The organism is Rheinheimera mangrovi (assembly GCF_003990335.1).
GTDB lineage: Bacteria > Pseudomonadota > Gammaproteobacteria > Enterobacterales > Alteromonadaceae > Pararheinheimera > Pararheinheimera mangrovi.
In genome coordinates this window covers 1,467,264-1,486,113 of sequence record NZ_CP034683.1, presented here as the reverse complement: position 1 = coordinate 1,486,113, position 18,850 = coordinate 1,467,264, and the positions used below count along the sequence as shown (strand labels likewise).

Genomic DNA, 18,850 nt, shown 5'->3' with positions numbered 1-18,850 from the left:
ACCAGTTAAAATCGAATGACATGGCAGATGCCTGAACTCATGGATAAGAACTTGTCATCCCCACCAGATTTTAATCAAATGCAATTTGATAACTACCGTGACGAAAGACCGTCAGAGCAACCTGCGCCGGTGATCAAACACAAGCGTCGTAGCCTGATCCCCTGGCTACTTATTTTGTTGCTGCTCTCTGGTGCAGCACTGGTCGCTTATGAGCTGCACACAGCACATTATCAATCAAAAGAAATCAGCCTTTACGCCAAAAAACTAACCTATCAGCTGCAATCTGGTGCCACTGATCAGGTGTCTTATCCGATAGCCGGGCCTTTTGATCAACGGTTAGGCTATTCCAAGCTCTCTAAATTTATTCCGCGTTTAACGCAAAGTAATTTTGTTGTAGAACAACAAGCCGCATTTTCATCTGAACTGCTGTTTTATACCCAGTTAGGTTTTTTCCCGCCCTACCGTGAAAAAGCTCAGGGTGGTTTATTAATCGGGGATTGCCGCAACGAAGAACTGTTTTCATTTTCTCATCCGCAACGGGTCTATAAACATCCGGCTGATGTGCCTGCGGTAGTACGTAACAGCTTGTTATTTATCGAAAACCGTAAACTGCTCACCTCACCAGCCCGATCTAACCCGGCCGTAGACTGGCCACGTTTTATGATGGCGGCAGTGTCTCAGGTGACTAAAGTTCTCAATTTAGAGGGCCAATCTGCTGGTGGTAGTACGCTCGCCACTCAGATAGAAAAATACCGGCATTCGCCACAGGGCTTAACTCAGAGTTTTACTGATAAATTTTTACAGATGGTGTCAGGCTCAGTACGAGCTTATCGCTATGGTGCAGACACCTCTTTAACCCGTCATGAAATTGTGCTGGATTATCTGAACTCTGTGCCGCTATCGTCCGCTCCGGGTTTTGGTGAAGTGCATGGTGTAGGTGATGCACTATGGGCCTGGTTTGGCACAGACTTTGGCCGGTTTAATCAGGTTTTAAATGCTGAGCCTACAGAGCAGAATAAAAGTCTGAGAGGTTTGGCTTTGCGGCAGGTACTGGCACTGATGATAGCGCAGCGTCGGCCATCGTATTATTTGTTACAAGGTCACGATGATTTAGAAGAGCTGACCAACAGCCATTTACGTGTGCTGGCCAATGCCAATGTGATAGATAAAGAACTAGCAGATTCCGCCATGTCACAACGTTTATTGTTTAAAGGCGGTAAAGCGCCTGGGATTAAACAAGATGCCCAGACCCTGAAAGGTATCAATGTTGCGCGTGGCCGTCTGGGTAACTTACTGAACCAACAGCTGTATGATTTAGACCGGCTGGATTTAACCGCCAAAGTGTCTTTGCATCATGAACTGCAGCAAAAAGTCAGTCATTATCTGAACAGCCTGGCCTCCCCTGCTGTAGCAGAGAAAGTAGGGCTTTTGGGCGAGAGGTTATTAAGTGCGACCAATACCGACAAAGTCACTTACAGCTTTACACTGTTTGAAAAAACACCGGGTGGCAACAGAGTAAGGGTGCAAACCGACAATACCGATCAACCTTTTGATTTAAACGAAGGCAGTAAGTTGGAGCTGGGGTCTACCGCCAAGTTACGTGTATTGACGACCTACCTGGAGATAGTCGCTGAACTGCACGACTCCTTTATTGATGAGCTGCCGGAAAATCTGCTCAATCTGGAAATAGCTCCAAACGATAATTTAACCAGCTGGGCAGCCACTTATATGGCGCACACAGCGGACCGCAGTTTACCGAAAATGCTTGATGCAGCCTTGCAACGCACCTACTCTGCCTCTCCTTCTGAGCGCTTCTTTACCGGTGGAGGCTTACAGGTTTTTAATAACTTCCAGAAAAAAGAAGACAGCAGAGTTCCAACAGTGCTGGAGTCGTTAAAAGAATCGATCAACCTGCCTTTTGTACGCATCATGCGCGATATAGTGGCCTACAGCAGTAGCTACCAAACCGCAGGCAGTACCTCTTTATTACTGAAAAACGACAAAGACCCTCGTCGTGAGGATTATTTACGCCGTTTTGCTGATAAAGAAGGCAGCTCTTTCCTGCAACGGTTCTGGCGTAAGTATCAGAAGAAAACTGAGGAAGACCGCTTAAGTACTTTTTTCGAAGGCTTAAAACAAACACCAGACCGTCTGGCGGCAGTGCACCGTTATTTATTGCCAGATTCTGACTTTGCAAAATTCAGTGCCTTCTTACAGCAGCGCCTGCCAGAAGAAAACCTGACAGTGAAAGATATTGATGAACTGTACAACAAATACGGTCCGGGTAAATTCAGTCTGATGGATCAAGGCTATATAGCTCGCGTCCACCCGCTGGAGTTATGGTTACTGAGCTTTATGCAACAAAACCCGCAAGCCACCTTTAAGGAAGCTGTTGACGCATCAGCTGACCAGCGCCAGCAAGTGTATCGCTGGTTATTTAAAACTTCACATCGCAGCGCCCGTGATACCCGTATCCGCATAATGCTGGAAGTAGAAGCCTTCCTGGATATTCATCAACGCTGGAAGAAACTTGGTTACGCCTTTGACCACCTGGTGCCTTCACTTGGCACTGCCTTGGGTAGCTCAGGCGACAGACCTGCCTCTTTAGCCGAGCTGATTGGTATTATTCAGAATGACGGTATGTTGTTACCTACAGTACGAGTGGACCAACTGCATTTTGCCGCCAATACACCTTATGAAGTGAAATTAAAATATCAGCCACAGGAAGCCAAAAGAGTGATGAAACCTGAAGTCGCCAGAGCGTTGCGCTATGCCTTATCACAGGTTGCAGATGGTGGCACAGCACGTCGTTTACAGGGCTCATTTACCAAAGTGGATGGTTCGCCTTTACTGATAGGTGGTAAAACAGGTACTGGTGACAACAAAATGGCCACTCAGGTTATTCGGGGTCGCACAGTACAAGCCACCACCATTAACCGTACCGCCACTTTTGTGTTTTATCTGGGTGATAATCACTTCGGCACCCTAACCGCTTTTGTGCCGGGTAAAGGCGCTGAAGATTTTAGTTTTACCTCAGCCTTGCCACTGCAGGTGCTCAAAGGTATGGCTCCTATTCTGAACCCTTATATCCAACAAGGTCAGCTTTGCCGTTAATCAAGGGGCAGAGTCAAAGACTCTGACCCCGCCAAATACCTTTCGGGAAATGTTCTTCTAAAAAGCCAGCCAGTTCAGCTTGTGGAATGGGTCTGGCTATCAGATAACCCTGCGCTATATCACAACCCTGCTGCCGCAATAGCTCCAGTTGTTCCCGCGTCTCGACCCCTTCAGCCACAACCTGCAATTGCAGCTTTTGCACCATAGCAATAGTAGAGGCGATAATTTGAAAGTCAGCAGCGTTTTCTAACATGCCGGATAAAAAGCTTTTATCAATTTTAATGCAGTCCATCGGCATCTTTTTCAGATAGCTCAAGGACGAATAGCCGGTACCAAAGTCGTCAATGGCAAAATGAATGCCCATGGCTTTAATTTGCAACATAATGTTCAGCATAGTTTCAATACTTTGCACCAGAGTCCGTTCTGTCAGCTCCAATTCAAAATACGATCCCTGCAGCTCGTACTTGTCCAATAACTGTTTTAGTGTCGGGATCAACTCCGGGTCAACAAACTGCTCAGCCGACAAGTTAATCGCAATACGAAACTGATGCCAGCCACTGTGCAGCAAAGCCAGGCACTGTTGCATACATTGTTCAATAATCCAGTAGCCTAACGGAACTATCTGTCTGGATTGTTCCAGCACAGGAATAAACTCGTCAGGCGGAACCATACCCCGTACCGGATGACGCCAGCGGATCAAGGCTTCAAAACCATACAGGGCACCTGTTGCTATGGTCATTTGCGGCTGAAAACTGACACTAAACTGATGTAATAACAGGGCATCTTTTAAATCCTGCTCCAGTAAAACCCTTTGCTGTACCCGCTGATACATATCCAGATTATAGGCCTGAGCACCATTGCCGCCATTGAGTTTCACCTCATGCATAGCTAAATCGGCCTGGCGGATTAAATCATCAGCCTGCGCAGGGCCGGTTGCACTCATGGTCAGGCCAATACTGGCCGTCATCACAAAGTTTTGCTGATCTATGGTCAAAGGCTGCTGGATCCGCTGCAATATCTGACTGGCTAAGCGAAAAGGCGCATCCAGGTCTGTCAATTGAGGCAACACAAAGACAAACTCGTCGCCACCAAAACGGCATAATAAGTCGTTCGTACCACAGCAATCTTTTAAACGCAGAGCCACCAGTTTTAATAACTTATCTCCCTGAGCATGGCCTAAGCTATCGTTGATGCGTTTAAAGTCATCTAAATCGACAAATAGTACAGCGAGAAACTTATTCTCCGCACTTTGACTGGCCAGCATGCGTTCCAGTTGATACTGCAACATATTCCGGTTCGGCAGCGTAGTCAGCAGATCATACATCGCCACTTTTTCCAGCTCATTGGTATGCTGCTCAACTTTATGGTTCAGCAGTTCCAGCTCAACACTCAGCTCTTCGGCGGCATGACGCAACAAATCCACTTCATCCGGCCACAGGCTGGCCTGAAAATGACTTTGCTGACGAAAGCCTGCATATTGCTTTTGTGACAATAAAGGCAAGGCTTGGCTAAGTGTTTTAAGCCTTCGGCTGATCCGGCTGGTGATCAGATACACCAGCAACACCATACAGCCAAACAAAATAACTGAAGTGATAAGTAACTGCCGGCGATAACCATTATTGGTCGCAATAAAATCGCTGATATTGTCAACCACAGCCAGATACACGCCTTTGCTTTGCATTTCAAAGGCCGAGATCAGATATTGCTGACCGTTATACTGCAACTCGAGCCCTTTGTTTAACGCCAGATCAGCCTGCTGATCGGAAACCATCCGCAACAGCGCTTTGAGTAATTCAGGGTTGGAGCTGGATATCAGCTCACGGTTAATTTGTCCTGCGGCAGTTTTGCTGGCACGAATTAATGCCACATCGGAATTCAGGCTATGATGCAAGGCCGATAAAATATCCACCAAAGTGGTGGTCACAGTCATCACCGCGACTTCACCTGAGCGGTTTAATACCGGCAAACTGAGTTGTTTGACGCAATTCACCACACATAAATTGATAGTGGATGGACTTTGTTCTGTCAGCACCTTTTTGATTAAAGCGGGCGAGAAATAAGGAGTTTGTTGCCCGCTGCTGAATAGCAGTTGCATATTGCTGTCATGCAACCAGATTTGCTCTACATTCAGGTGCAATTGCATATTGGCGCTTTGCTCGGCCAAGCGCTGAATAAAATCAGAAAAATCATCGTGCTGGCTAAGCTGCACCAAATCAGAAAAACTTTCCAGCCAGACCCGCAGTTGCTGCTCAATAATGCTGTTTTGCTGCAGATATTGCTGACGCGCTGATTCACGTTTCACCTGCTGCTGCCGGTCAAATTCTTCGCTCATCCGCATCAAACCCAGACTGGTTTGCAGTACCGTCATGCAAAGTAAAGCGCTGATAGTCGCCAGCAATATTTTCCAGGGCAAACTAAATACAAAAGGCCGCATAAAAATTAAAACCAGTACATCAGTTGCATAGCCCACATTTGCCAGTATTCAGATTGATTGTGCTGCAGATCAGGCATTACAGGATAGGCCAGACGGGCCGTTCCCTTCACCCAATGATGTTCCATAGTTAAGCGCAGATTATCTTTAATATCGTAAGTCAGGCCAAAAGTTAACTCGTCCTGATAACCAAAATAAGCTGGTACTAACCCCCCTGTACTTTCAGAAAATTTACGACCACTACGATCGTCTTTATCTAAATCAAACAGATCCACACTCAGCAAAGCCCAGGTACGGGGCAACAGATTGTAACGGCCCTGCAGATACCAGCCCTGACTAAAGCTGTTACGCTTAAATCCCGGAGCATAAAAATCAGTGATATCCATCCGCTCCTGCACCCACTCACTGCTCAGCTCCCAGTACTCTGCAGCATAGCGACCATTAAACATCACCCTCTGCACTGTCATAGCACCATCGCTGTAATAATCCTGATCGGCTTTTTCGTAGCTAAAGTCAGAGTCCAGTAAAGACACGCCCAGCTGCCAGGCTGACTGTTCAGGCCGCCAGAACAGACTGGCCTGATGCACATAGTCTTGTTCAGCATCACCTTGCGCCAAAGTGCTCAACAGAATTTGGCTTTGCTCTTTACTTAAGTTCGTCGAGCCCCAGCTCCAGTTCAGTTCAATTTCACCTATGCTGGTATTACGGGTGACTTTAAAAGCCAAACCATCACTGCCGACGGCAATATCGCGAAATGAATCAAAATAGACAGATTGCGGCAGCACTATCGCGTTGCGGGTAAAAGGCACATCACGGGTCGCTGAATAGAGCCAGTGCTGATTTTTAAACCGGCCGATAAACATATCCAGCTGCCAGTCAAAATCATTGTGCAAGGTCCAGTCTAAAAACAGATAATCCAGCCGGGTGCCTTTGACATAACGACGCCCCCCATCCAGATACACCACTTGCCCTGCCAGACGCAGATTGTCCGACAAAGCCCAGGACATATTGACACCCAGATCGGTAAGTTCTGCAGAAATGCTGTCGTCCAGATTGACGAAATTAGTTTCAGGTGCCTGAATAAGGCCCTGCGAAACAAAACCATGCCATTGCACTTTATCTGCCTTTAGCCCGTCTGCCTGCGACTGCAATGAACAGCCCAGTAGCAGTAAAAGGCATAGTTTACTGCGTAACACGAATGACTTTAAGCTTGGATAGTTCATCTGGATTCTCAATATAGCCGATAGCACCTGCGGTATTTGCTACCATTTCACGCATTTGTTGCTCTGAAGTCAGCACTACCGGTGCTGAGCCTAAACCTGAATAAGTAATTTTTTGCCAGATCCTGTCCAACTGATAAGGAAACATTTGTAGTTTTTCTTTGGCAAAACTCTGGTGTAGCGGACTTTTTGCAGACAATACAAATACTCTGACCGCAGTACCGTCAGGCCAGTTTTGTTGCCGCATTGAATAGATACCGCGCAACTGAGTGACCGTCAGTTGGTCCATGGGCACGGCTGGGTGAGTTACTACTTCTGTTGCTAAGGCCGAACAAGCCCAAAGCACAGAACCAGCAACAACGAACTTGGTTTTCACGTCTTTCATATTCCTCAGGGCAGAAGCATGTGATGTCGGTATAAAAGATCACTGATAAACCGGCATCAAGCTCAGATCGTCCGGGCTCAGTATAGTAGCAGTGGTTAGGATTGTATTGTAAGGAAGAAAAAAAAAGCTGTGTTTTCAGTAGAATGAGAGCATTGAGGAGGAATTGTCCCCCTCAATGCGACAGGTATTAATAACGTGGACTAACTTCAAATACAGTTAAGCTGCCACTGACTTCATTCGCCATTAACAACAAAGCCTGACCTGTAGCGCTGTCTGCCGCAGGTACAAAAACCAGGCTTTCAGGACCTAAGTCACCGGCTTGCTGGTAATCACCACTGACTTCAGCAGGCACAGCATCGCCGTCAATTTCATAGACAGCGTCAAAATTACGGTTGTGAAAGTAATCAACAAACTTTGTATCGTACGGGTTGCTGATATCGTAAACAAAAATCCCACTCAAGCGCTCAGTGCCAATAAAAGCATAAGTTTTATCACCAACCTGACCAATGGTCACAGCTTCAGGTTCCGGACCTTTATCGTCCGAACGGCTATCCCCTTCAACTATAGTGTGATTGGTGTTAAATAACTCGCCATGAACACCTGAACTGATGCGTTCAAAATCAGAACCACTGTCAAATACCTGATTACCGTTTTGATCCCAGATACTAAAAGAACGGGCACCGTAAGCGTAAAGAGCATCGTATTCACCATCAGCATTCAGGCCCATTGCTTTGGATACATTCAAACGACCCAGGCCATTTGCTGAATAAAATCCTGCCTGTAATGCAGTTAAATCCGCTGAGCGCTTTAAGCTACTGACTCTGCCCTCTTCACTATATGCGTCCCAGTCACGCGCATCCCCTTCATTCGCACTAAGGATAAAAGTAGCGCCTTTCCAGTTGTAGCTGGCTAGCGTATCTGGTTGATACATACCATACACACCAGGATAAGTGGTCAGCGTTACCCCATCTCTGTTACTGACATCTACAGCATTTTTTTCCTGGCTGTAGTCTTTAAAGCCTAAAGCCACAACCTTAGTGATTTCTTTTCCGGCTAAATCCACTATGGCCAGTGCGTTATTTTCCTGCAATGACACAAAAGCTTTTTTACTGTCACTACTGACCGTAATGTATTCAGGTTCTAAGTCCTGCGCCACAGTTGTACCGGCAGGTGCGGCGAACTTCACGCCCTGCGCCGCCAGCTTAGCCTGATCTGCGTTAAAAGCAGTAAATGCTAATAAAGTAGCCTGGTCAGCCGCTACACCAGCAGTGATGTTAATAATGCCGATAGAACCTTCAGGATCAACACTGTAATCGGATTCAGGCTCAGCTTCGTTTGCGACCAACAGCATGCTGCCATCCGGAGTAAAGGTTACCATATCTGGTAAAGCCCCTACTTTCACTGCTTTAACAAATGCCGGAGTTGCGGCGCTGATATCGTAAAAAAGCACAGCACCAGCGGACGATTTCACTTTATTTTCTGCAGCTACAGCTAGAAGATTGCCTGAAATGGCGATGGAGTTGGCAAAACCTAAGGTCAAGGTTTCATCTGCGCCACCGGCATTTTTCACCATGACAGTTGCAGGCATAGTCAATGGCGTACTGGTTAAATTGTTAGCCGTAATTGCATCTGTCAGTGCTGTGCTTTTAATGCCTGAAGCATCCAGAATTTCCACTTTGTTCGCTGCACCGTTGACAACAAAAATACGCTTGGACGCTTTGTGATATTGAGTAATTTCAGCTGCGCCGGCGCCATAGGTACCAGTAACAAAACGAGCAACAGCTTTAGTGCTGATCCCTGTCTGAGCATTTTGGCCCGGAGTTCCAGGCGTGCCAGGCTGTCCTACTGCACCACCAGGTCCTGCTGGTCCTGCTGCACCATCATCACCATCCAGCGTACAACCAGATAAACCTAAAGCTATGGCCGAAGCCACTAAAGTAAGACGTAGCGCAGAAAATTTCATTTTTAGTAAAGTCCTGTTTTATATAAAAAATCAGGCCTTACCCTAAAGTTGGCTTATGACGCTTTAGTGACGAATGTATGAAAACTTGATGAATAAGGGGCAAACAGCCCCTTTGCCGTGCCCAGCTTAATATGCAACACAAAAGCGCGTGTTGGCATGCTGGTTTTGCTCAGCTTCATCCAGCATAGCCACCGCATAATCCGCCGTCGAAATACGGCTTTTACCTTGCTCGTCTGTCATTAACTGATCCAGGCCTAAACGGAACTTACCGGTTTTTTCACCTGGAAAAATCTCAGCGGCTGGTGATAAGTAACTCCAATTTTGCTGACTCTGTGCTTTAAGCAATTGCAGCGCCTGATACGCACCTTGTGCCGAGCCCAGATAAGCAGCAGGGAAATCAGGGCTATCGAGTAAAATCTGGCCCGGCGCATACTCAAGAGATGCAGCACCACCAACCAGCAGTAGACGAGGCACTTTTGAGTTGATACTGGCTTGTAAAATTGACCGAAAACCCTGCATATAATAAGCAGCCACATCAGCATCTTTGTGGCCACTAAAAGCACTGATCACCAGCTCCACCCCACTTACAGCTGCAGTCAGGGCAGCAGTATCCATTACATCCACTTTGTGAATTGTTAAGCCAGCTGAAACTTCTACAGCTTCAGGACGGCTGACCAGAGCTTTCACCTGATGTCCCCGGCTTAAGGCTTCTTTTGTCAGCGCTGAACCAATAAAACCAGAAGCACCAATAATAGCGATATTCATAACATCTTCTCCGTTTGAGTGAATAGCGCTTATTATCCGGACTTATTGATTTTAAAAAACACACCAATACATAATTCACTGTTATTAAATGAGCAACAATAAACGCTATGCAATTGTCCGATATTGATTTAAACGCCGTGCCTGTATTTCTGGTATTGGCTCAGGAGCGCAGCTTTACCGCAGCGGCTGAACGGCTGGGTTGCGCTAAAACCAAAGTTAGTTTGCAAATCAAGGCTCTTGAGTCCAGGCTTGGTGTTGCCTTGTTTCGCCGAACTACCCGACTGGTGAGCCTGACTCAGGCCGGAGAACAGCTGTACCAGCACTGCTTGCCTTTACTGCAGCAATTAAATCAGCAATTGATGGAAGCCCAAAGCTCAGAGCATAATCTGAGTGGGACTTTAGTGATCAGTGCACCTGAAGACTACGCCCATCAAGTGCTGGTGCCAGCCTTATTAGCATTTCGTCAACACCACCCAGCCTTAACTTTTGAATTAAAAAGCAGTGATCAAATCAAAGATTTGGTTAAAGAAGGCATAGATTTATCCATCAGAGCGGGCTGGCTGAAAGACTCCAGCCAAAAAGCTATTTCTTTAGGTAGTTTTGAACAATGGTTAGTCGCCTCTCCTGCTTATCTGCAACGCCATGGCATGCCGGCACATCCCGCTGAGTTACCGCAACATCATTTTATCTGTTTTAGTTTATTGCCATCGGCATTGCATTGGACCTTCAATACAAAATCTGAAGAAGTGCAGGTGCAGATGCGCAGCCAAATCAAAGCAGGATCTACAGGCTCGGTCACTGCTTTACTAAAAGCCGGAGCAGGACTTGGAGTCATCACAGACTACAGTGCAAAACGACTGATAAAACAGGGTGAACTGCGGCAGGTCTTACCCCAATGGCAACTGCCTAAAGGTGGCATCTATGCTGTCTATCCGCCAGGTCACTTCCGCCCTGCCAGAGTAAGGCTTTTTGTTGAATTTCTCAGAGAGTGGTTACTAAACAACAACTATTGAGCAATGAAGGCGAATAAAAAAGGGCCCGCTAAGGGGCCCTAAAATCACCAGGAACAGTGATGCATGCAACAAGTTTAAGCCGCTTTAGAATGCAGGCTTAACTTTGCAAAAGTGTGACAACATAGCGAAGCTTTAGTGAAAAACAACAAGAAAAACAAATCTTAAATCAAGGATTTACCTTAGCCTGCTGAATTTGATATTTATCTAATAACAACTGCCATTCCTGGTCCGCAGGCATCTGCCGGATCACCTGTTGTAAAAATTGATACAGCTGTGGTTCAGTCTTGCTGAGCATAAAACGTCGCTGGATCACATCATGTGGGGTCGTGGCGACATGAAAATGCCTGGCATGTTCACCGTGACTGAATTTATAAGACAAGGTCGAAGAGCTGATAATAGTAAAATCCCCCCTCCCCAGCCTGAGCATATCCAGTACATAATCCTCTTGTAAGGTATCCACACGTTGTATAGTTCCGGCCGCAACGGCTTCATCTATACCTTGGTATTTATAGCCTTGTGAACCAATAAAAATTTTGCCGGTTAAATCGGCCAGGTCTTTATCTCGCACTGGTTTTCGGGCATCTGAAACAAACATATCCTTGTCGTGTAAAAAAGGCGCTGTAAAAACCATTTTATCGGCCAAGGGTTTAAACCAGCCAGGCTGGACACCAATCACTACATCGGTAAAAGGCCCTGCCAATAGGACATCCAGACGCTTTCTTGGCATCAGTTCAGTTGTAAACTGATAGCTATCCGTTTTGTGGTTCAGATAGACCGCCAGATCAAAATACAAACCACGCTGCTCTCCCCAATCAATCACATAAGGAGCCTTTAAATGGTAAGTCAGCAACAATACCTGCTGCTTTGAAGCTGCGTGGCTATTCGTCAGAACAGAACTCAGTAACACCAGACAAAATCGAACCCACATAACCACATATCCAAAAAAAACATTGGTTTGAGACTAGATAAGTTTTTGCCACAGAGCCAGCCTACGAGCAGTATCCAGAGTAATTTTGCAGCTATGAATAAAGATTTAAGGAACAAATAACACTAAATAGCCACAGCTGCGGTTCAGACTGTGGCTATGCAGAAGTAAAGTGCGGGGTTATTTGCTTGTCAATAATTTCGCTACAGCCTCACCAACAGCGGCTGCAGATTGCGGATTCTGACCTGTCACTAAACGCTGATCCACCACCACTTTGCTCTGCCAGTTGGCAGCAGCGCTGTAGCTGGCGCCACGTTGCGTCAATTGATCCTGCAAGGAGAATGGCACCACTTTCGTGAGTTTCACCTCCGCTTCTTCAGTGTTGCTAAAGCCCGTCAGTTGTTTTCCGGTAATTAAGTAGCTGCCATCTGCCAGTTTAATATTCAATAATGCCGCAGGGCCGTGGCAAACTGCCGCCACTATGCCGCCGCTCTGATATAAATTTGCTGCAAACTGTTGTATTACCTTGTTTTGCGGAAAATCCCACATAGTGCCGTGGCCACCGGCAAACAATACAGCTTTATAGTCTGATGCCTTTAAATCAGCCAGCTTTAACGTCTGTTGCAGCTTCATGTTATGTTTGCTATCCGCCATAAACCACTGATTGACCGTATCGGCTTCTGCCAGACTGCGCTCATCCACTGGCGCTTTACCGCCAGCAATACTGGCAATATCCACTGCAATACCTGCGTCCTGTAGTTCTTTATAGGGATGTGTTACTTCACCTAACCAGTAACCGGTTTTTTCACTAGTGGTCCCCATTTGACTATGGCTGGTCACGACAATCAGTACTTTATCTGCCGCCATAGTCAAAGTGCTGCTTAACGTCAGAGCGACTGCCAGCCCCAGTTGTATCACGCCTGTTGATAATTTCATTGCTTCACCTTTTTACCTTAGATTCTGCTGTAGAGTTTATGGTGCTTAGTGTGCAGCAAGGCTAAAATACAAAGAAGTGAATTGATTTAATAATAGCTATTCAAATTATGAATATTAAAAGCAAAGATCTGAATTTATTGCTGCTGTTTAAAGTGCTATACGAAGAACTGAATGTCAGTTCGGCAGCGAACCGACTTAATTTGAGCCAACCCGCGCTGAGCCACAAATTAAATAAGCTACGTCAGGAATTTGCCGATCCGCTTTTTGTCCGGGCAGCCCGGGGTTTAACAGCTACGCCTAAAGCCATCCGCATCAGTGCTGAAATATTACAGCTGGTGTCTTCACTGGAAGGTTTTTATCAACAGCAAAGTGGCACTGATTTTTTAACTCAGTCCGACCGGCTGGTGATTTACAGCACCGACTACATCGAAAGTTTACTACTGCCCGATCTCGTGGCGTTATTAAATGAGCAGGCTCCGCAGGTACAGTTGGTCATGCGCCATACTCAGGGCGTATTACCTAAACAACAGCTGGAACGGGGCGACTGTGATATCGCTATCGCTGGTTTTTATCGTGATCTGCCGGAAAGCTTTTATCAGCAAAAACTACAGACCGAAGATTTTGTGGTACTGCTGCGTCGTCAACACCCGCTTGCGCAACAAGCTCTGAGTCTGGAAGACTATTGTCAGGCACGTCATATAGTCACAACTCTGACCGGAGATCTGGACGGCCTGGTTGATCAGGAATTAGCAAAGTCTGGCTTAGCGCGTCAAGTCTGCGCCGGGCTCTCTGGTTTTTTATCACCAGCTCATATAGTGAGCAAAAATAATGTGCTGCTGACCTGCCTGAAATCAGTGGCAGACATAGCACAAAAGGCCATGCCTGATTTACTGATCACAGCTTGTCCTGTGCCGCTACCTAAGGTACAAATCAGTCAGGTTTGGCATTCCAGAACTCAGGATGATCCTTTAAGACGTTGGTTGCGTCAGCATATTCATCAGTTGCTGGTCCGAAGCTAAGCGCCCTCCTTTGTTGTGTAAAATCTGGTAGTTAAATTGACCTTCTGTAATTTGCTGCCAGTATTAAGATCCCTAGATCTTCTGTCATACACATTTTTATGAAACAAAACCTGCTGTTGTTATGTCTGCTGCTGTGCTCTGCTTCGCTTCACTCTGAAGTGCTTTGGCAAGACTTTCGGGTCAGTTACTTAACAGGCAACCATTACCGCTTAGGCGACAACAATCGTGATATTTATACCTTTGAACACGCTGCGGCCACCAGTTGGGGCGACAGTTTTTTTTTCCTCGACCATATCAGGCCAGATTCCGGTGATGTAGCCAATTATGCCGAATGGGCCCCGCGCTGGAGTTTCAGTAAACTGGGGCTGGCAGAGGCAAAGTGGGGCTTGATCAGCGATGTAACGTTCGCCACTACAGTCGAAATGTCAAGCCAGACTACGCATCTGCTCTATGGTGTAGGTTTTAATCTGGACATGGCTCAGTTTCGCTATTTTCAGGTCAATCTTTACCGGCGCAACAATGAAAAACGCAGCGACAACTGGCAAACCACCATCACCTGGGGTTTACCTTTTGCACTGGGCGATCAGGAGTTTTTATACGATGGTTTTCTCGACTGGGCCAGCGCAACACAAAACCATAATGCAAATCTGAATATGACATCGCAACTGAAATGGCTACTAAGTAAAGCGTTGAACACTGAAGATAAAATTTATCTTGGGTTTGAATATGTGTTGTGGCTGAACAAATTTGGTGTCAAAGACCGGCCGAACTTACGCAGCGACGAATACAACCTGAACCTGCTGTTGAAGTGGCATTTTTAACAAGAGGGCGATATGAACTCTGTATCATTAAGAACCAAACTGATTTTATTAGCTTTTTGCCCGGTTTTTATTCTGGCTCTGGTACTTATTAGCAAAGCCTACTTTTCCGCTCAACATGAAGCAGAGAACCGAGTAATGCATCTGCGCGATTCATTGTATGCAGAGCGTAAACAGCAATTAGACACCCTGCTGGAAATGGCCATTACAGCGGTAAGTGCTGCTGCAGACGACGACAGCAAAAAAGCCATATTGCGCAGCCTGCGTTATGAAAACGGTAAAAACTACTTTTTTGTTTATGACCTGCAAGGAGTTCAGGTGGTCAGTGCCGACCTACCGGAGCGTGAAGGCAAAAACTTTCTCGACAGCAAATCGCCTGAAGGCCGCTTTTTAGTCAAAGAATACATAGAGGCAGCCAAAAAAGGCGGCGGTTACATTAACTACAACTGGCCAAAACCCGGCAGTACTGTGGCCGCACCTAAACTGGCAAAAGCTGTACTGCTGGGTGAATGGGTACTGGCGACAGGCTTTTATATTGATGATCTGGAGCTGATGCTGCAAAAACAACGAGAAGTCACAGAACAACAAATTTACGCTGATTTACTGTCAGATGCTCTGATCACTCTGATACTGGTGGCTTTGGTGATTTTTATCGGCACTTTATTTGCCAAAGCTATTTTAAAACCTCTACTGAATGTGGTTCAGGCCATGCAGGATATAGCGTCGGGCGAAGCCGATTTAACCAAAAGACTGGACGCGTCCATCGGCCATGAATTGGGCGCTTTAGCTCAGGCTTTTAACCAGTTTTCCGGCAAAGTAGCCACCTTGGTCGGGCAAGTGCAAAGCTCAATGCGTAGTCTGGGCCAATCCGCTGAACACTTAGCTGCACTAATGCAAAAAACAGAAGCCGGTGTTGCACAGCAACACAGTGAAAGTGATCAAGTCGCTACTGCGATAAATGAAATGTCCGCCACAGCAGAAGATGTTGCCAAAAGCGCCAGTCAGGCTGCACAAGCTGCCAATCACGCCGAAACTCAGGTGCATGAAGCTAACGTCAAGTTGCACAGAGCCATCTCTGTGATCGGAGGTCTGGAGCAACAAGTTCAGCTGGGCGTTTCTGTGATCGACAAAGTTGGCGACGACTCCAGAAATATCGGCGCTGTGTTGGATGTGATCCGATCTATTGCGGATCAAACGAATTTGTTAGCCTTAAATGCAGCTATTGAAGCCGCGCGGGCAGGTGAACATGGCAGAGGTTTTGCCGTAGTTGCTGATGAAGTACGCACTCTGGCAGCCAGAACTGCCAAAAGTACAGATGAAATCAATCAAATGATCGTTTCTTTACAGCAAGGTGCAGAGCAGGCGGTTCAGGCCATCAATGAAATTAAACACCACAGCCAGAATACAGTGCAACAGGCCCAGCAAGTCGATGCTGCGCTGCAGGAAATCCAGCACTCTGTATCAACTATTAATGATATGAACAATCAGATCGCCAGCGCCGCTGAAGAACAAACTACAGTGTCAGAGATGATTAACAAAAATGTGCACCAAATCGTGGTCATAGCTCAGGAAACCTCAAGTGATACCTCAGAATCCGCAGCCATTAGCAAAGAGCTGATGCATTTATCAGATCAACTGAATGCAGAAGTATGTCGTTATAAAATTTGACTGTAGATCCGGGAGCTGAGTAACAAAAGCAGCCGGTTTAAGGCTGCTTTTTCATTACTTACTCAACAATAATTTCAAACAAGCCACGCATATTGGCCTTCGCTGCATCTGAGCGTAACACAGCAGGATTGGCTTTATATTCAGCAGGATTGCTTTGACCAAAACCTACAGTTTTAAATCTATTGGCATCCACCTCTTCGAGGATCAGGAAAGCTTTGATTGACTGAGCGCGACGCTCGCTCAACGCCTGATTGTATTCAGCTGTACTGCTGGCTGAAGCGCAAGCTGCGATACGCAGACGGGTCTGCGGGTTCGCCTTCAGCGTCTGCACAGCTGACGTAAAATAGCTTTGGTTTCGTTATTTAATTCTGCAGTGTCAAAATTAAAATGCACATCTTTGAGCACCAGCACTTCGGCTTCATTTACCGGTGTTTGCACCACGGCAACAGACTGTACACTACGCACAGCTTCAGGAGCCGCAGAGGCAGCGTAAGTGGACTGAGTTTCGCCAAATCTAAGCATTAAGCCCAAAGAATACATATCTACATTACCGCTGTGGGCAATCAAATCATCCAAGCGATACCGCTCAGCTTCCAGTCGCACCGTCAAAATAGGCGAAATATTGTGCTGCAAACCCACGCCATATTTGTTTTTTGTATAGCTGCCATCTTCGTCATAACCCGTGACATCGACCAAACCATTGCTGCTGTAGGTATTTGCAGTTTCGTTTTGAGTCACGCCAATACGGGCAAAACCAGAGAAATCTTTGGTAAAAGACATAATGCCGACTAAATCAAGGTTCCAGCCTAACAGCTTGGTTTTACCGCGAAAATCAGTGGCTGGCGTAGTGTTTGCTAAAGTGTGAAAACCGCCAATATTAAAGTAACCACCTTCTACCGCCAGATAAGGATTGAACTTATAACCGACAAAAATTTTGTATCCTTCACTGCGGCGATCTTCTAAAACAGAGTTCAGATTAAAACCCTGGCTTTCCAGATCAGCGCGTATAGTATCCTGCTCTATTCCAGCCACAGACTTACCAAGGTTCATACCAGCAGACCAGCCATTTTCTTCAAAATTGCTGTAGTCCATCGCATATGCTGTGGGTAACATCAGCACAGATAAAACGGCTAAAACCAAAGGCTTAAGGCGTATTTGTTCCATTAGCCATATTTAATTCCTCTGCATTCCATCAAAAGATCACAAGCAAGGTACTGAAAAAGCGCCTTATCTGACTACAGTATTAGCTCTGCCAGCATGAACCTCACCTGAAGTGCTTACCTAAAATAAAACAAAGCATGCTGATCGTCTGCGAAACCAGAGCAAAAGCTGAGTGATCCCCTCACTCAAGCCTGCGCTAACGGGCAATATATCCTTTGGTACCGTCTGTGTAGACAATCACTTCATCCCAGATTTGACCATTGAGCTCCACTTCGCCGGAACGACTCAGCTCAAAACCTGGTTGCAAGGTATCCAGTATCGGCGCCTGTGCATCGGGGTGAGTGCGTATCTGCACAGTATTTTTGGTCACCAAATTACCGCCAGCTCGTTTGACCTGAAACTCCAGTCGGCTAAAGCGGACGTAATCAGCCGCTTTAATATATGCCCTGATACCTTTGGGACCCCAAGGTTGGGTTTCCAGCCAATCGCTGTCTTTTACAGTACCAGTCACATCCATCTGAAAGCCTTGTGCCAGCTCCTCTACCACAGCAGCTTGCTCAGAAGGGGCGGCATAGAGTTTGACCGGTTGAGGCAAGTTATGACCAAAAGGAGCCAGTTTTTTCTTTTTATCCAGCAGCACAGGATTTGCTGTCATCGTCAGTCCTGCAGGTGTCAGCTCACTTTTGCCAGCCTGACGTTGTACTTCAGCCACCACAGCATTTAAATCAGCAGGGTTCCCCGCTATCACTTTTACGCCGGCAGCAGTTTTATAAATCAAGGTAGGAAAAGCAAAAGTACGGTCCTGAGCATAAGGACGAAACTGGTAAGTTGTGCTGGTCATCACTGCATTGTTGTATTGCACAGCACGTTGAGCTTTAGCTCCATCAGCCACCTGCCCTGCTTTGCCGCTAAAACCAGCTGCCACAGCATCCGCAGTACGATCCGTGACTACTGCAGGAGCTTGTCTGGCGGCTACAGGGATCCAGCGCAGTTGCACTTGATCGGTAAGATGACGGGTATCATTAAATAACTTTTGGCTCCAGCCACATTCTGTGCTGTAAATAACATAAATAACCTTGTCACTGGCTTTACCATCTGCAGCCCAAATAGCGTTCTCAACAGTCCCAAGTAAAGCAGAACTTTGTGCAGCATCAGTAATTTGTAACTGCCGCCCTCTGTCCAGCGCTTTCACTGGCAAACTCAAGCTGGCAAAAAGAATGAGAAAACCTGCAAAGAGTACTAAATGTCGCATAGCATCGACTCCTTAAAAACAGAAATTCAGTGCATTGATAAACCCAAAACAACACAACCAGCCTGGGTTGACCCGCTTATTTATTAGACAAAATACCATACCTTATTTTTGAGTTCTGATACAACAGGCACAGCGGGCATGTGCTGCTAAGCGATAAAACGGAGTTGGGCTCTGTAGCTA

The 18,850-nt window shown here is 46.4% G+C and carries 15 protein-coding genes; 5 read left to right on the top strand and 10 right to left on the bottom strand.

Annotation, left to right across the window (positions count from 1 at the left end; genetic code table 11):
• The first annotated feature begins 27 nt into the window (after nucleotides 1–27).
• On the top strand, nucleotides 28–3,114 hold the full coding sequence (locus EK374_RS06735; RefSeq protein ID WP_233280362.1) for a transglycosylase domain-containing protein: 3,087 nt from the start codon (nucleotides 28–30) through the stop codon (nucleotides 3,112–3,114).
• 13 nt (nucleotides 3,115–3,127) lie between these two features.
• On the opposite strand, the gene EK374_RS06730 is transcribed toward EK374_RS06735, so the two are convergent.
• From EK374_RS06730 to EK374_RS06710, 5 genes are all read right to left on the bottom strand, one after another.
• On the bottom strand, nucleotides 3,128–5,548 hold the full coding sequence (locus EK374_RS06730) for a bifunctional diguanylate cyclase/phosphodiesterase (RefSeq protein ID WP_127021320.1): 2,421 nt from the start codon (nucleotides 5,546–5,548) through the stop codon (nucleotides 3,128–3,130).
• Nucleotides 5,549–5,553: 5 nt separating this feature from the next.
• On the bottom strand, nucleotides 5,554–6,768 hold the full coding sequence (locus EK374_RS06725) for a hypothetical protein (protein ID WP_127021318.1): 1,215 nt from the start codon (nucleotides 6,766–6,768) through the stop codon (nucleotides 5,554–5,556).
• A complete protein-coding gene (locus tag EK374_RS06720) occupies nucleotides 6,728–7,141 on the bottom strand; it encodes a type 2 periplasmic-binding domain-containing protein (RefSeq protein WP_127021316.1) in 414 nt (137 codons plus the stop codon). The genes EK374_RS06725 and EK374_RS06720 overlap by 41 nt, the downstream gene beginning before the upstream one ends.
• A 196-nt stretch (nucleotides 7,142–7,337) precedes the next feature.
• Complete coding sequence (locus EK374_RS06715; RefSeq protein ID WP_127021314.1) at nucleotides 7,338–9,113, bottom strand: choice-of-anchor I family protein; 1,776 nt, start codon at nucleotides 9,111–9,113, stop codon at nucleotides 7,338–7,340.
• Nucleotides 9,114–9,239: 126 nt separating this feature from the next.
• Nucleotides 9,240–9,878, bottom strand: a complete 639-nt coding sequence (locus EK374_RS06710) for an NAD(P)-dependent oxidoreductase (protein ID WP_127021312.1) — start codon at nucleotides 9,876–9,878, stop codon at nucleotides 9,240–9,242.
• A gap of 107 nt (nucleotides 9,879–9,985) precedes the next feature.
• Between EK374_RS06710 and EK374_RS06705 the strand changes: the two genes are divergently transcribed.
• On the top strand, nucleotides 9,986–10,891 hold the full coding sequence (locus tag EK374_RS06705; protein ID WP_127021310.1) for a LysR family transcriptional regulator: 906 nt from the start codon (nucleotides 9,986–9,988) through the stop codon (nucleotides 10,889–10,891).
• Between the two features lie 166 nt (nucleotides 10,892–11,057).
• Here EK374_RS06705 and EK374_RS06700 read toward each other — a convergent pair whose 3' ends face one another.
• On the bottom strand, nucleotides 11,058–11,819 hold the full coding sequence (locus EK374_RS06700) for a substrate-binding periplasmic protein (RefSeq protein WP_127021308.1): 762 nt from the start codon (nucleotides 11,817–11,819) through the stop codon (nucleotides 11,058–11,060).
• A gap of 177 nt (nucleotides 11,820–11,996) precedes the next feature.
• Entirely contained in the window at nucleotides 11,997–12,752 is a 756-nt protein-coding gene (locus tag EK374_RS06695) for a type 1 glutamine amidotransferase domain-containing protein (protein ID WP_206099296.1), read from the bottom strand.
• 107 nt (nucleotides 12,753–12,859) lie between these two features.
• Here EK374_RS06695 and EK374_RS06690 point away from each other — a divergent pair, with 107 nt between their 5' ends.
• The 3 genes from EK374_RS06690 (at nucleotide 12,860) to EK374_RS06680 (ending at nucleotide 16,257) form a co-directional block, all read left to right on the top strand.
• Nucleotides 12,860–13,771, top strand: coding sequence for a LysR family transcriptional regulator (locus EK374_RS06690; RefSeq protein ID WP_127021306.1), 912 nt, complete (start codon nucleotides 12,860–12,862; stop codon nucleotides 13,769–13,771).
• Between the two features lie 98 nt (nucleotides 13,772–13,869).
• Nucleotides 13,870–14,592: an outer membrane protein OmpK gene (locus EK374_RS06685; protein WP_127021304.1), complete on the top strand. Its 723-nt coding sequence runs from the start codon at nucleotides 13,870–13,872 to the stop codon at nucleotides 14,590–14,592.
• Nucleotides 14,593–14,604: 12 nt separating this feature from the next.
• Nucleotides 14,605–16,257 (top strand): methyl-accepting chemotaxis protein, encoded by a 1,653-nt coding sequence (locus EK374_RS06680; protein ID WP_127021302.1) that lies wholly within the window; start codon nucleotides 14,605–14,607, stop codon nucleotides 16,255–16,257.
• Nucleotides 16,258–16,315: 58 nt separating this feature from the next.
• On the opposite strand, the gene EK374_RS20890 is transcribed toward EK374_RS06680, so the two are convergent.
• The 3 genes from EK374_RS20890 to EK374_RS06670 all read right to left on the bottom strand — a co-directional run bounded on the left by EK374_RS20890 (nucleotide 16,316) and on the right by EK374_RS06670 (nucleotide 18,670).
• On the bottom strand, nucleotides 16,316–16,588 hold the full coding sequence (locus EK374_RS20890; RefSeq protein ID WP_233280361.1) for an OmpA family protein: 273 nt from the start codon (nucleotides 16,586–16,588) through the stop codon (nucleotides 16,316–16,318).
• Complete coding sequence (locus EK374_RS06675) at nucleotides 16,576–17,421, bottom strand: outer membrane beta-barrel protein (protein WP_233280360.1); 846 nt, start codon at nucleotides 17,419–17,421, stop codon at nucleotides 16,576–16,578. The genes EK374_RS20890 and EK374_RS06675 overlap by 13 nt, the downstream gene beginning before the upstream one ends.
• 193 nt (nucleotides 17,422–17,614) lie before the next feature.
• The gene (locus EK374_RS06670; RefSeq protein WP_127021300.1) at nucleotides 17,615–18,670 is read right to left on the bottom strand and encodes a hypothetical protein; all 1,056 of its coding nucleotides are present in this window, start codon (nucleotides 18,668–18,670) and stop codon (nucleotides 17,615–17,617) included.
• Nucleotides 18,671–18,850: the final 180 nt, after the last annotated feature.